Raw genomic sequence first — 14,472 nt, 5'->3', positions numbered from 1 at the left:
GGCGTCGCTTGAATTGGGCGTTATACGTCGAACAGGCATCAGGATGATTTTTAATAAATTCATGAGAGTATTCAAAGAAACGAAAGGGATGCCAAAGTTATTCCGGTTTCAGCATATGCTCAACTCAATTACATATTCACTGATAGTGCTTTTTGCTTTCTGGCCTTGGCCAAACGGAGAGTATTCGTTGAATGGGTGCAGCCTTACTTATCAAGAATTTTGGTTAACAGGTATGGCGCCCGGCTTTCTGTTATTTAGCATACTAATCATTGCAATTTGCTTTGCTTCAGTGAGTAAACACTGGGCTGGCCGTGTTGGTACTTTTTTATACTGGGCATCTATTATTGCCTTCATGTCTTTTTATTCTTTAACTGGGGTTGTAATAGGTGGGGCAATAATAGCTGTTTGGGCGTACTATGTGTTCTATAGCACTGGCATGAGGCAGTTTTTTGTTCAATCAAACGTATAACAAAAAAATTAAGTTCGCCCGCTGCGCGGGCTGGGACACAAACATGTGGGCTGCTCACTTCGTTCGGATTTTAGCCCACATGCCTGCGCCCCTTATTTAAAAGTTAGGCATCAAGGAGCTCATTTGAAAACTTTACTACTCTTAATCACTTTTTTTACCTCGCTAACTGTAAATGCAGAAAACTTAGTCAAAATACATGCACCTCATTATGAAACATTTGCTTGTGTAGAGCATTGGGAAGGACAGTTCAATGGTCGGGTTAGAGATGCTCGAGGTACAGACTGTATTATCCAAGAATTCACGGGAGAAGATGACCGATATTTTATTCAGCCATTTACAGGCAAAGGTCATAAGAATGAAGATTGGTTTGGATATAATAAGCAGGTTTTGGCACCTTGCGACTGCACTGTAGAAAAAGTGCACATTAACCCTATTACTAATCAACCAGGTATTCAAACTCCAGGGATCGCGAGCTCAATTACATTTGAAAAATCAGATGGTACGAAAATATCATATGCACATATTAAAGACGTTACAGTGCAGGTCGGAGATAAAGTTAAAGCTGGAGATATTGTAGCAAAAGTCGGGAATAATGGCTGGGCACGTAATCCACATATACATATCGCAGCATGGAAAGACTTGATTCCGATGCAGATCCAGTTTGATCAAAAAACAATAGAATTAAAAGACCGTGGGTTAATGAAAAAGTAAATGCCTAACAAGGGTTTTCAAGTCGGACAAATTACAGTTGGCTTTTTGTTCGTGCCTCACTTATTTTAGCCAACTGTAATTTGCCGCTTAAAACGGCGTTAGTTGCAAAGGGAACTCTGATGAGTAATTGGAATAAAACAGGTGCGGTAAAAAACCCGATAAAGTTTGGTTTAGCTATTGGCATATCAATAGGTGTTGCAATAGGAATTATCATCCAGAATATTTTATTAGGTGTTCTTTTTGGTATGGCGGTAGGTGCAGTATTTGGTTTTTCTCTCAAGAAAAAGCAAAAAGTAGACAAAGGTTAAATTGACTATTTGCAACTAACAAGAACATCAAACGGAAAATTTACAGTTGGCTCTTTTTCGTTCCTCAAAATTTTAGCCAACTATAATTTTCCGCTTATGTAAGCGTTAGCTTGAAGGGAGGCGTATGTTTTCAAATATGAAACTTAGTCATTTAGTATTGCTACTAAGTTCGACTTTCACAGCTGGGAGTTTCGCTAACGTATGCTCAAGTGATGAGCTTATTCAAATCAATAATTATATTTATGACGTTAAGAACCTATCAAAAAGTTATCACTCTGCTGATCGAATAGATGAATATCATGATTACTTAACTGCAATGGAAAGGTATAAGAAATCAATTCCAGAGTGGAATGATAAACAAGCCTTAATTAACGCGTTCAGTTCTTCCTTAATTCTGTATCCTGCTTTTTACCAAGTTTCTTCTGTTACACACGTTAAAATGCAACGCACAGAAAACCAAACCTCTTTGACTTTAAAAATCAATCGCAATGAAGCTAAGGGAGTTGATTCGTTAAGTGTGTCTTTTAACCCAACAAATAATAAGATAATTGGTGCACTATTTTATTCTGATGAAAAGTTTGAGAGCGGAGATATATGCAAAAAAGAAATGGGACTAGAGTATATTCAAGCTAACAAGCAAATGCAGCCGACGCCAAACAACGGCTCGACTGATTAGCGCGTTATGTAACCAAGGAAGAATCGTGAAATTCTGGAGAAACTCGTCCACAGAACGTTATCCAATGTGGAAAGCATTCTTAATGTACATCTGGGTAATACCTGGAGTTCCGATAGGAACCTTTTTAGGTGTTTATTTCTTAGAGGCTCGTAATAGGAGTGATGATGAATTATTACTTAGCTTGCTTAACTATCGTTTAGATTTTACTTTGATTATTTTATTTGGTGTTGGTTTTATCCTTTGGGTTTGGTCTATTAGAGCCTTAAGTAAGCCTGTTTTTCAAATTCATCAAAATAGGTTGTACTTTTACGGTTATGGCTTTTTTAAAGATGACATTGCACTTGATTCACTTCAAGAAATACGCTCCTATAATCTTGGTCCGCTGGGTCACCTAATAGACTTTAAATCTAAAGTCGGTATTACCTTTAGATCTTTTGCTTTTCTATCAAACATTAATAAAAGTAAATTAGAAAAGTTTTTTGAGGAAAGTGGTATAAAGGTTACATAACAAACCATTCAAGCAGGACATTGCTCCTCACCCGTTTTAGTGGACACCTCCTCATCACTTTGAAGAGGCTAAAATGCCTAAATATACTCAACCTAGGAAGACATGGTTTTATCCAGTTAATTTTAAAATCAAAGTGTTGTGGCATAGTGATTTTGGCCACTATTTACATACAAACTTGTATAAAACCAAGTGGAGCTTTCTTATGCCTTAGTTTTATTAAAAACGTCCACTAATGTTAAACTACAAAAAACTTAATTACTTAATATAGCTATGGCATTTTACATTCCTTTATTACAACCTCACTTTAAGCACATTGAAATTGGCGATACGCTTACATCACTTTGGAGTGGATGTGGCAGTATTGTGCAGTGCCAGCTTGATGATAAAGCCTGCGTTATTAAAGCGATTAAAATACCCAGTTATATAAACCATCCTAAAATTAAACAAAGCGAATTTGCGCTTAAAAGAAAGCAGCACTCATATAGTGTTGAATACACATTTTATAAGCTTTATAGCCAGCATTTACCAGTACATGCGCAAAGTATTGAATGTATAGGTGTAATTAATAAAGATGATGAATATGCGCTGGTGTTTAAGGATTTCACCAAACATGGGTTTACTCAAGCAGGGCCACAACATGTTAAAGCTATATTAAGGTGGCTTGCACACTTTCATGCGTTTAACTTAAGTAAACCCGCTGAAGGGTTATGGCAGCAAGGCAACTACTGGCATTTAAGCACGCGCCCAGATGAGTTTAATAAACTAAAAGATAACCTTGATAAAAAGTCCGATATTAAAAATGCTGCACATAAAATAGATGAGCAGCTACAAAGTTGTACGTATAAAACGCTGATTCATGGCGATGCAAAACTTGCTAACTTTGCAGCAAATGAGCGCGATGAAATACTCGGTTATGATTTTCAGTATATAGGTGCAGGTTCTGGGATAATTGATGTAATGTATTTTATGACCAGTTGCTTGAGTGATGCACAATTACACGAGTGCGCTGATGAGTACCTTGTGTATTATTTTGACAATTTAAAGGCTGCTATTACAGCTTATCACCCTTGGGCACCAGCAAGTAAAGTAGCTGACGATTGGCTCGCTTTATGGCCTGCTGCATGGGCTGACTTTTATCGATTTTTAGCTGGGTGGAGCCCCGAGCATCAAAAAATAAATAGTTATATGCAACAGCAAGTAAACAGCTGGTTAGCGGGTAACATTTAATAAACAGGTTTTGCTAATCTCTTGCATAAATATCAAGCAAAACAATACATTTTGGCACGATGTATGAAAATCTCTTTAAAACTACAGGTCAAATGACCTTTTTTAATATAAAATACTGCAAATTCTTGTATCAGTAGGTTTATATCATGGCAATTCACGTTATTTCTCACCCTCTTGTTCAACATAAACTAGGCCTAATGCGAGCGCATGGTATTAGTACTAAAAGCTTTCGTGAATTATGTTCTGAAGTTGGAACCTTATTAACCTACGAAGCAACTAAAAACCTACAGTTAGAAGATAACGAAATTACAGGCTGGGATGGCAATAAATTAAAAGTAGAGCACATTAAAGGTAAAAAAATTACCGTAGTGCCTATTTTGCGTGCTGGTCTTGGCATGATGGACGGTGTTATGCAGTTATTACCGGCGGCTAAAGTAAGTGTGGTTGGTCTTGAACGTAACGAAGAAACGCTAGAGCCAGTACCATATTTTGAAAAGCTAGTAGGTAATATTGATGAGCGCTTAAGCTTAGTTATTGACCCTATGCTTGCAACAGGTGGCTCAATGATTGCCACAATCGATATGCTTAAAAAAGCAGGCTGTAAAGAAATCAAAGTAATTGTATTAGTAGCTGCACCAGAAGGTGTGGAAAAAACACTTACAGCACATCCCGACGTAGAAATATTTACAGCCTCTGTAGATAGCCACTTAAACGAAAAGGGCTATATTATCCCTGGTTTAGGCGATGCGGGCGACAAAATATTCGGTACTGTTTAGGAGTCTTAAGTGCAAAATAATGACACCTTTTCAATAAAAACTATTTTAACGGGCGCGCAAATGCTGTTTGTAGCATTTGGTGCGCTGGTATTAGTGCCACTTTTAACGGGCTTGGATCCTAATGTTGCGCTTTTTACCGCTGGCATTGGTACTTTGCTGTTTCAGGTAGTGACTAAAGGCCAAGTGCCTATATTTTTAGCTTCATCATTTGCTTTTATTGCACCCATTATTGCCGCTGTGCAAATGTGGGGCGTGCCAGCCACTATGGGCGGCTTAATGGTAGCGGGCTTTGCTTATATGCTTTTAAGTTTATTAGTAAAATTTAAGGGCGTTGCAACGCTTCATAAAATTTTACCGCCTGTGGTTGTAGGCCCTGTAATTATGGTTATTGGTTTAGCGCTTGCACCTGTTGCTGTAAATATGGCGATGGGTAAAAGTGGCGACGGAAGTATTCAAATTATTGATTACAACAGTGCTATTTATATTTCGTTGTTCTCGTTAGTGGTTACGCTTATTTTTGCAGTGTGGGGAAAAGGCGTATTTAAGCTTATACCTATTCTGGCAGGGGTTGTTGCGGGTTATTGTTTATCGCTTGGTATGGGCGTTGTGCAATTTGATGCAGTAACTAACGCACAGTGGTTTGCTGTACCAAACTTCACATGGCCTGAGTTTAAATGGCAGGCTATTTTGTTTATGGTGCCTGTAGCAATAGCACCTGCAATTGAGCATATTGGCGACATGATGGCTATTAGCCAAGTAACCAATAAAGACTTTTTGAAAAAACCTGGGCTTCACCGTACTTTGTTTGGTGATGGCCTTGCGACGTCTGCAGCATCATTATTTGGCGGCCCGCCTAACACTACTTACTCAGAGGTAACGGGAGCAGTTATGCTTACCAAAAACTTCAATCCTAAAGTAATGATGTGGACAGCCATTATCGCCATTATTTTAGCCTTTGTTGCTAAAATGGGATCTGGCTTACAGACTATACCTGTACCTGTAATGGGTGGCATTATGATTCTACTTTTTGGCTCTATTGCTGTAGTGGGTTTAAATACACTGGTTAAGTCGGGCGATGATTTAACAGCACCACGTAACTTAAGTATTGTTGCACTTATTTTGGTGTGCGGTATTGGCGGTATGCATATAGGTGGTAGCCAATTTAGTTTAGAGGGCGTAAGTTTATGCGCTATTTTAGGCATTGTGCTCAACCTTGTATTACCTAAGGCGCAGCCTCAAGAGAGTTAATAGTGCACGTAAGTTAAAAATATTGCACCAAAATAGCGCATTTTCAATGCGCTATTTTTTTAACCTATTAATAAATATACAAAAATAATAATGGTCTAGTATCTGCATTTAATTTCCAGAACGCATCGTATGCAAAGGAGTTACTATGTCAGAGGCCAATATTGTGGATATAACCCCGTTTTTAGCAAAACACCAACTGCCTTTAAAGTATCAATATTTGAGTGAGCAATATTTTGTTCCACTTGCGCATGACATCCTCGAATCTAAAAAAACAAATACTCCTATTTTTGTTGCCATAAATGGATGCCAGGGCTCAGGAAAAACAACACTCGCAGATTTTTTAGTTACGTGGTTTTCTAAAAACACACCACTTAACAGTGTAGCATTGTCAATTGATGACTTTTATTTAGCAAAACAAGCACGTACTGAGCTTGCCAAAGACGTACATCCTCTTTTTACTACTCGCGGAGTACCGGGTACTCACGATGTAGCGTTAATGAATAGCACAATAACTAACTTACTGGCAGGAGAGGTAAACGTACCGCTTCCACGTTTTAATAAACACGAAGACGACAGCGTGCCAGCAAGTGATTGGCTAACAAACGAAAAGCCAGTTGATATTGTTATTTTAGAAGGGTGGTGCGTGGGCAGTGAGCCACAACCGCTGTTTTCATTGAGTGAGCCGCTTAACGAGTTAGAGCAACAGTTTGATAAAGAAGGCGTTTGGCGCCGCTGTGTAAATAGCTGTTTGGCAAATGAATATAAAGCCGTTTTTAACCTAATTGATTATACAGTTATGCTAAAAGCACCGAGTTTTAGTGATGTTTTTACATGGCGACAAGAGCAAGAACAAAAGCTAATAGCCAAAAAAGGTGAAGGCTCAGGCACCATGACTAACGAGCAATTGGTGTATTTTATTTCTCATTTTGAGCGCATTACGCGTGAGAACTTAAACACACTGAGCGCTAAAGCAAATGCTTTAATTGAACTTGATAGCAACCGAGATATTAGCGGTATGCACCTAACAAGTGATGACACCCTTCAACCTATTATTTTTACAGATTTGGACGGAACATTACTCGATCACGCCGATTACAATACAAATAATATTAGTGAGTTATTACAGCAGCTGCAAAATGCGCATATTCCTGTGGTGTTTAATACCAGCAAAACTTTTTGCGAAGTTATAGAGCTTAAAAACGATTTAAATATTCAACAGCCTTTTATTGTCGAAAACGGTGCAGCGGTATTTATTCCAGAAGACTATTTTGAATTAAAGCCAATTGGTTGTAAAAAAGTAGGCGCTTATTGGTGCTACGCAATGGCAAAGCCGTTATCGAGTTTATTAAATGATTTAAATACTTTAAAGGCGGATTATAAAGCGCATTACAAATTGTTTAGTGACTTATCGAGTGAGCAAATTTCAGAGCTTACCGGGCTAAACGATGCACAAGCAAGACGCGCACAAACTCGCGATTATTCAGACCCTCTTTATTGGTATGGCAATGACGAATTACTCACAGCCTTTGTAAACGATGTTGAAGCACTTGGCTACGATATAAAAATTGGCGGACGCTTCATTCATATTGCCAAAAATACCGATAAAAGCGCTGCACAGCAGTGGTTAGTTAAACAGTTTACCCATCATTTCAGAAAGCCTCTCACGGTTATAGCACTGGGTGATAGCGATAACGATAAGCAAATGTTAGAGCACGCAAATATCGCCATTATTATTGCCAATCCGGCGAGTAAAAAGCCGGTTAAATTGTCGCACAACAAAGCACGATATTCTCAATCACCAGCACCGCTGGGCTGGATTGAAGAAATAACGTCGTTGCCGTGTATTAGCAGTATTTTAAGTATTTCTGAGGAGCAAACATCTCATGGCTGATTTTTACCAAAATGGCATTATTACAACATTACATAATATTGCCGACAGACCAATAGAAGACCTAGAAAAAGAGCTACTTACTTTTAGTAAGCAGCGCCCTATGGGGTTAATACTTCCTTCGCTATTTAGTGAACTTGAAGGCCCTGCGCTGCAAAATATAGTTAGTGAATTACGCGAAGTACCATATTTATCACAAATTACGATAGGCTTAGATAGAGCCGACGAAGCACAGTACCGTCATGCACTAGGCTTTTTTAAAGAGCTAAACCAAAACCATAAAGTATTATGGAACGACGGCCCACGCTTACAAGCACTAGATAAAGAATTACAAGAGCTAGGTGTTGCACCACGTGAGCTGGGTAAAGGGCGTAATGTGTGGTATTGCATGGGTTATAAATTAGCAACAGCAGAAGTAGAGTCTATCGCGCTGCATGATTGCGATATTTTAACCTACGACAGAAGCCTACTTGCTCGCTTAATTTACCCCGTTGCGCATCCGCGTTTTAACTATGAATTTTGTAAAGGGTTTTACCCGCGTACTGCTAATGGCAAAATTAATGGCCGTGTATCGCGCTTATTAGTAACGCCATTGCTTCGCTCATTTAAAACAATTTTAGGCAATACCGACTACCTTGAATATATGGACTCTTTTAGATACCCACTTGCAGGTGAGTTTTCGTTTAGACGCGATGTATTAAACGATATTCGTATCCCAAGTGATTGGGGCCTTGAAATTGGTGTACTGAGTGAAATGTATCGTAACTATTCGCATAACCGCTTGTGCCAAGTAGATATTGCCGATAATTATGACCATAAGCACCAAGAACTTTCACTTGATGATCAAAGTGCAGGTTTGTCTAAAATGTCGATTGATATTACTAAGGCATTGTTTAGAAAGCTGGCGACTCAAGGTGTTACTTTTACCAGCGAAACAATTCGTTCATTAAAAGCGACTTATTACCGTATCGGTTTAGATTTTATAGAAACGTATCATAACGACGCGCTAATGAACGGGTTAACGCTTGATGTACACCAAGAAGAAAAAGCAGTAGAAATGTTTGCACAAAATATTATGGAAGCAGGGCAACACTTTTTAGAAAACCCAATGGAAGCGCCATTTGTGCCAAGTTGGAACCGTGTTGTATCAGCAATGCCAGACGTACTTGAGCGCTTAAAAGAAGCCGTAGAGCTAGATAACGAAGAATATAGTTAACCTGCGTGCAGGTTAATTAGCCTATAAGTCTAAACAATAAATATTAGGGGCGCATGTGAGCACAGTTAGCGAATTATTTTTACAACGAGTAGAGCAACATCTTCATATTATTTATGAGGGTGTTGAGCTGCCTTTATCGGTTACTGAGCTTGCTCAGCAACTCATTAAAATTATACTAGGTAGCAATGCACTGCGCGACCCGACACCCCATACAAACCGGTGGGATGAACAAGATATAGTATTGATTGCTTATGGCGACTCTATTATTAAACACGATGATAGTGAATTTGCCGTATCGAGCCCAATGGAGGCACCGCTTAAAACACTACACAGGTTTATAAAAGAGCAATGTGATATGCAGTTAAATGCGCTGCACATATTGCCATTTTACCCGTACAGCTCAGACGAAGGCTTTGCCGTAATGAACTACGTGCAAGTGAATGAGTCCTTGGGTGATTGGGGAGATATTCAAAATATCGCTAAAGATGTAAAGCTAATGGCGGATTTGGTTATTAACCATTGCTCAAGCAGAAGTGTATGGTTTGAGAACTTTTTAAATGATTTACACCCGGGTAAAGATTATTTCAAAACGGCGAGCTTAACGGATGATTTAAGCCAAGTTGTACGCCCGCGAACCTCATCGTTATTAAATACTGTAACAACGCCAAGCGGTGAAAAGCACGTATGGTGTACGTTTAGTCACGATCAGGTTGATTTTGACTTTGGCAATCCTGATGTACTTAAAGAGTTTGTGGGAATAATTAGGCATTATTTAGACAATGGCGTGCGTTTATTTAGACTCGATGCGGTCGCATTTTTGTGGAAACAGCTTAATACAAGTTGTATTAACTTGCCGCAAACACATGAAGCCGTAAGGCTAATGCGAACACTTATTGAGCACGCAGAGCCGAGCGTAGTTATAATTACCGAAACCAATATTCCAAACCAAGAAAACTTGTCTTATTTTGGTAATGCCAACGAAGCGCACAGTATTTATAACTTTGCACTGCCGCCTTTATTGCTTCATACATTACTTAGTGGCGATAGCACTGCAATTAAGCATTGGATGATGAGCATGCCGCCTGCGCAAAATGGTACGGCATACTTTAATTTTATAGCCTCGCACGATGGAATAGGGCTCAGACCAATTGAAGGTTTATTACAACCCAGTGAAGTGGCGTCACTTGTAAGTACCACTATGCAATTTGGTGGTCGTGTATCTATGCGAACCAGTAACGATGGCACGCATACACCGTACGAGCTAAATATTGCTTTATTTGATGCTCTCCAAGGGACGCACAATGGCCCAGATAAGTTTGGCCTGGAGCGGTTTATGTGTGCTCACGCAATTATGTTTGCGCTTGAAGGTATCCCAGGGCTTTATATTCATAGTTTGTTGGGTACAACTAACGATTACGAACGCTTTGAAAATTCACAGCATAACCGTGCTATTAACCGCCATCGTTGGCAAGAGTCAAAGCTACTGTCGGCAATTGGTGAAAAGTACAGTCATCATCATAAAGTGTTTAACGGCATAAAAAGCTTATTGGCAGTACGCAAAAAGCAAAGTGCCTTCCACCCAAATGCTACACAGTTTACGCTGCATTTAGCAGGGGGATTATTTGGTTTTTGGCGACAAAGTATAGACAGACGCCAAAGCATATTTTGCGTTTATAATATTAGCGATAAACCACAAACGCTCACATTGGCCGACTTGAACTTAATTAACACCCAAAAGTGGTTTGATTTGGTGGCAGATAAAACGATTGAAGAAAGCCAATTAACAATAGAGCTAGAACCATACCAAAGCGTGTGGCTGAGTAATATTAAATAAAATGTATTAAAAAAGGCTCGCACTGCGAGCCTTTGTTTTAACTAGGGCGTGTTGATCTTTGTGGATTGAAATTTGTTCAATCTAGGGGCGATTAAATCGCGACGCGAGGTTTGTAACCTAGTGGGCTCGATAACTGCTCCTGCGTTATTCTACTGGCTTACATCCATGTAAGAATAAGTAAAAACCGAGCAAAGCTTCCGCGTCCTGCTCACGCCCCTTACCTACATCCATGTAGGCAACAAAGAGTTAATCGCCCCTAGAAAGAACCCTTCGGGCAGCGCATGTTTGGTATTTATGCTGCGTTATCGCCTATTTATGGGGAATAACCACACTACATAGGCTCTGCCTTGCCTAAAAACCAAACATACTGCTGCAAATTCACCCACCAATGATCAACACGCCCTAATAAGTTATTTTATTAATTATAAGCTGTAGCTTAAGTTAATGTAGCCAAAGCGGCCAATGTTATCGTAACTTGCGCTACCCGCGCTTGTACCACGTGAACCGTACGGAAGTTTACGATTAAATAGATTATCAACACCTACTTTAACGCCTAAGCCGCTATCGAAGTTGTAACCAACAGTCATATCGGTAATAAAGTATTTACCGTAAGACATTTGGTTACTTGGGTTCGAGTTACTTTCAAGCTCAACATTTGTATATAAATCTACTTCACTTAAAAAGCGTGTTTCAACTGTTGAGAAAAAGTTATCCATAACATAGCTTACAGATAAGTTAGTTTGCCACTTAGCTTCACCTGTAGTACCTGCGTATTCAATGTAGTTACTAGGGTCGTCTTGGAACGGGTAATCTTTACGTTCAATTAAGTAAGTACCAATTAAGCGGGTTTTGAAGCTACCTTCAAGCGCGTCAAAGTCGTAACCTAGTTCAAAATCTATCCCTGATGCTTTTTGGCCGGCAACATTTAATACAGAGTTTTGTATTAAAGTAATTTCACCATTAGCATTACGTGTAATTAAGTTACAGTACTGATTGTTTATACCTGTTGCGCTATCAACACAGCGATCAAGAATGTCTTGCGCGTCGATTGTGTCAATCGCATCTTCAAGTTCAATTTCCCAGTAATCAATAGTAAGCAGCGCGTTTTCTAGAAACTCTGGTTGGTAAACAATGCCTACAGTTGTACTTGTTGACTCTTCGCCTTTTACATCGCGGTTACCGCTAGTTAAACCATCTAATGAGGCTGCATCGTAACCTGAGTTAAAGTCACTCGCTACACCTAATGCGGCACAGTTTGCAGTACGTGTTGCACCGTTTGATAAGTCACCTAGGTTGTCGGCGCGACACGGGTCGTCTACATTGTAGAAAGTTTGACTTGCTGCCCCAAATACTTCACTAATGTTTGGCGCACGAAGTGCTGCAGATTGAGTTACACGTACACGTAGCTCATCATTTACAGTCCAATCAAGGCCAAGTTTCCAGCTAGTTGCTTCGCCAATCGTACTGTAGTCAGCATGACGTACTGCAGTATCAAACACTAAATCTTGAATAAGCGGTAAGTCAGTTAAAATTGGCATCGTCGCTTCAAAAAATACTTCGCGTACGTTGAACGAGCCTTTATCTTCGCCCAGTGCGTTAAAGAAAGTACCTTCTGCGTTATCTGGCTCTTTAGTTTCGCTTTCTTCTTTACGGTACTCGGCACCAAATGCAATACCTACATAACCTGCTGGTAATTCAAAAATAGCGCCATTAGCAAGTGAGCCAGAAACAACTGTTTGCTTAATTGTTGAAGTACCAACTGATACCGTATTTATGTAATCAATAGCTTGTTGAGATGGTGCGCCAAAACCCATAATATTTACAGGTACACATCCGTCAGCTTGTGCAGCAGCGCTACGACATACTACGTTGCCATTTGTATCTTCAACGGCATCAAGTGCATTAAAGTAGTTGGCTAAAATCATGTTAGCGCCGTTTTCACGCTCAAGATCAGTTTGGCCATAAACAACTGATGTATCTAATTCCCAATCTTCAAATACAGTACCTTTTAAGCCGGTAACAAAACGCGTTGTTTCACGCGTATTGTTTTCAATGCGGCGGCCAAGGTCACTCATCATGCGGTTAACCATGATTGAATCAACACCTTCCTCTTGCATACGTGCTTTGATGGCTGGGTCTAGGTAAGGGTTATCAATGTTAATGCTGTTGTCGCTGTCAAAAAAGAAAAACGCAGGTTGACCTATGCTTTCGCCTTGGCTGTTTACGTATTTTGCATCAAAGTAGATATTTAAGTCGTCGGTAACATCGTAGTTAACTTTAAAGTTTACGTTGTAACGTTCAAACTCAGGTTGTATTTCTTCAAATTGGCCTAAGTTAAAAAAGTCACATTCTGCACATGAATATGGATCTGCGTTATTGCCTATGTATAAATCACGTGCGCTGCTATCAGGGTTAAAGCTATTAATATACTTAGTTGGATCTTCAAGTGCATAAACACCTGAATCATTGATGGCGTAATAACCCGCATTAGGTGTTAAGATTTTGTCAGGGAAGGCTGCGCTATCTTTGTTTTCATCCGTTTGGGCTTGGTTAGGTAAGCTGCTAAAAGATGTGCTAGTCCAAGGGTGGTCAAGTGCATTTAATGAATCTTGGCCAGAGTACTCAATAGCAAAAGCTGCATTACCACGGCCGTTATCAAAATTAGAGCCGTACGAGAACGTCGCTTTTTCGTTGTTGTAGCTGTTTAAATCGGCAAAACCTCGGGTAACACTAAAATCCATACCTTCAATGTTGTCTTTTAGTATAAAATTTACAACACCTGTTACCGCGTCAGCTCCATATACAGCGGATGCACCACCAGTGATAATTTCTACACGCTCAACCCATACACTTGGAATAGTATTGGTATCTACAGCTTGAGAACCTGCAGAGCTTGATACATGACGCTTACCATTTACAAGTACCAAGGTACGGTCTGTACCCATGTTACGTAAATCAAGAATATTTAAACCAGCGGTACCAATAAAACGGCCTGAGTTAGCCATAGAATATGTATTGCCAAGTGCTGGTAAATTGTTTAGCGCTTCACCAATGTTTACAGCGCCAGTATTAATTAGCTGCTCGCCGCTTATAACTGTTACTGGTGCAGGTGCAATAGCACCTTCACGTAAGATACGTGAACCCGTTACTTCAACGCGTTCAATTTTTGTTGCTTGCTCATCTTGTGCAAGCACAGAATTACTTGCTGTTGCAGCAGCAGTAATTAATGCACATTTAATGCTATTAGAAAGTAAATTATGACGTTTCATGTGTTTCCCAAAGGACATTTTATAGTAATTTAATACGATATTTATTTTTACTTAATACAGTCTGTATTAGATAAAAACCTATAACTTTTGTTATGAGGGCGGCGATTATTGCATGCTGATAATCTTATTAAAAGTAAGTAACTTACTGTTAAATAAGCAACTTGAAATAATTTGAATGGCTATTATTGCCTTTTTTACACTAGTTTGTGGGGGGAGATTAGGTGGCTATTTATGGTTAATTTACATGGTGGGTTTGTTTTGTATTTATACTGTTTACATGTTTATAGTTTTTATAATTTTAGAGATGGTTTTTATAGCAATTATTTTTTAGTTAAAAGTAGT

The 14,472-nt window shown here is 39.3% G+C and carries 12 protein-coding genes; 11 read left to right on the top strand and 1 reads right to left on the bottom strand.

Going from position 1 to position 14,472, the window contains the following annotated elements:
- Positions 1-43 precede the first annotated feature (43 nt).
- The 11 genes from H5089_RS12430 (at position 44) to H5089_RS12380 (ending at position 10,861) form a co-directional block, all read left to right on the top strand.
- Positions 44-469: a hypothetical protein gene (locus H5089_RS12430; protein WP_182712309.1), complete on the top strand. Its 426-nt coding sequence runs from the start codon at positions 44-46 to the stop codon at positions 467-469.
- A gap of 123 nt (positions 470-592) precedes the next feature.
- Positions 593-1,180, top strand: coding sequence for a M23 family metallopeptidase (locus tag H5089_RS12425; protein ID WP_182712308.1), 588 nt, complete (start codon positions 593-595; stop codon positions 1,178-1,180).
- 119 nt (positions 1,181-1,299) lie between these two features.
- Positions 1,300-1,488, top strand: coding sequence for a hypothetical protein (locus H5089_RS12420; protein WP_182712307.1), 189 nt, complete (start codon positions 1,300-1,302; stop codon positions 1,486-1,488).
- Positions 1,489-1,612: 124 nt separating this feature from the next.
- A complete protein-coding gene (locus H5089_RS12415; RefSeq protein WP_182693008.1) occupies positions 1,613-2,164 on the top strand; it encodes a hypothetical protein in 552 nt (183 codons plus the stop codon).
- Positions 2,165-2,228: 64 nt separating this feature from the next.
- Complete coding sequence (locus tag H5089_RS12410) at positions 2,229-2,672, top strand: hypothetical protein (RefSeq protein WP_121955211.1); 444 nt, start codon at positions 2,229-2,231, stop codon at positions 2,670-2,672.
- Positions 2,673-2,942: 270 nt separating this feature from the next.
- Entirely contained in the window at positions 2,943-3,899 is a 957-nt protein-coding gene (locus H5089_RS12405) for a phosphotransferase (protein WP_182712306.1), read from the top strand.
- 146 nt (positions 3,900-4,045) lie between these two features.
- Entirely contained in the window at positions 4,046-4,675 is a 630-nt protein-coding gene (gene upp / locus H5089_RS12400) for a uracil phosphoribosyltransferase (protein WP_002958676.1), read from the top strand.
- A 9-nt stretch (positions 4,676-4,684) separates the two neighbouring features.
- Positions 4,685-5,923, top strand: a complete 1,239-nt coding sequence (locus tag H5089_RS12395; protein WP_149593033.1) for a uracil-xanthine permease family protein — start codon at positions 4,685-4,687, stop codon at positions 5,921-5,923.
- 145 nt (positions 5,924-6,068) lie between these two features.
- Positions 6,069-7,814 (top strand): HAD-IIB family hydrolase, encoded by a 1,746-nt coding sequence (locus H5089_RS12390; RefSeq protein ID WP_182712305.1) that lies wholly within the window; start codon positions 6,069-6,071, stop codon positions 7,812-7,814.
- The gene (locus tag H5089_RS12385; RefSeq protein WP_002958673.1) at positions 7,807-9,027 is read left to right on the top strand and encodes a glycosyl transferase; all 1,221 of its coding nucleotides are present in this window, start codon (positions 7,807-7,809) and stop codon (positions 9,025-9,027) included. Before H5089_RS12390 ends, H5089_RS12385 begins: the two co-directional genes overlap by 8 nt.
- Before the next feature lie 55 nt (positions 9,028-9,082).
- Positions 9,083-10,861: a sugar phosphorylase gene (locus H5089_RS12380; protein ID WP_182712304.1), complete on the top strand. Its 1,779-nt coding sequence runs from the start codon at positions 9,083-9,085 to the stop codon at positions 10,859-10,861.
- A gap of 422 nt (positions 10,862-11,283) precedes the next feature.
- On the opposite strand, the gene H5089_RS12375 is transcribed toward H5089_RS12380, so the two are convergent.
- Positions 11,284-14,130: a TonB-dependent receptor domain-containing protein gene (locus H5089_RS12375; RefSeq protein WP_182712303.1), complete on the bottom strand. Its 2,847-nt coding sequence runs from the start codon at positions 14,128-14,130 to the stop codon at positions 11,284-11,286.
- Positions 14,131-14,472: the final 342 nt, after the last annotated feature.

It is taken from the genome of Pseudoalteromonas sp. SR45-1 (assembly GCF_014163655.1).
GTDB classification, from domain to species: domain Bacteria; phylum Pseudomonadota; class Gammaproteobacteria; order Enterobacterales; family Alteromonadaceae; genus Pseudoalteromonas; species Pseudoalteromonas distincta.
This window is presented reverse-complemented; position numbering and strand designations above follow the sequence as displayed.

Excerpts from the sequence above, each read along its gene's own strand:
- H5089_RS12430 (WP_182712309.1), top strand. The coding sequence starts at position 44 with ATGATTTTTAATAAATTCATGAGAGTATTCAAAGAAACGAAAGGGATG.
- H5089_RS12420 (WP_182712307.1), top strand. The coding sequence starts at position 1,300 with ATGAGTAATTGGAATAAAACAGGTGCGGTAAAAAACCCGATAAAGTTT.
- H5089_RS12415 (WP_182693008.1), top strand. The coding sequence starts at position 1,613 with ATGTTTTCAAATATGAAACTTAGTCATTTAGTATTGCTACTAAGTTCG.
- H5089_RS12410 (WP_121955211.1), top strand. The coding sequence starts at position 2,229 with ATGTGGAAAGCATTCTTAATGTACATCTGGGTAATACCTGGAGTTCCG.
- H5089_RS12405 (WP_182712306.1), top strand. The coding sequence starts at position 2,943 with ATGGCATTTTACATTCCTTTATTACAACCTCACTTTAAGCACATTGAA.
- upp (WP_002958676.1), top strand. The coding sequence starts at position 4,046 with ATGGCAATTCACGTTATTTCTCACCCTCTTGTTCAACATAAACTAGGC.
- H5089_RS12390 (WP_182712305.1), top strand. The coding sequence starts at position 6,069 with ATGTCAGAGGCCAATATTGTGGATATAACCCCGTTTTTAGCAAAACAC.
- H5089_RS12385 (WP_002958673.1), top strand. The coding sequence starts at position 7,807 with ATGGCTGATTTTTACCAAAATGGCATTATTACAACATTACATAATATT.
- H5089_RS12375 (WP_182712303.1), bottom strand. The coding sequence starts at position 14,130 with ATGAAACGTCATAATTTACTTTCTAATAGCATTAAATGTGCATTAATT.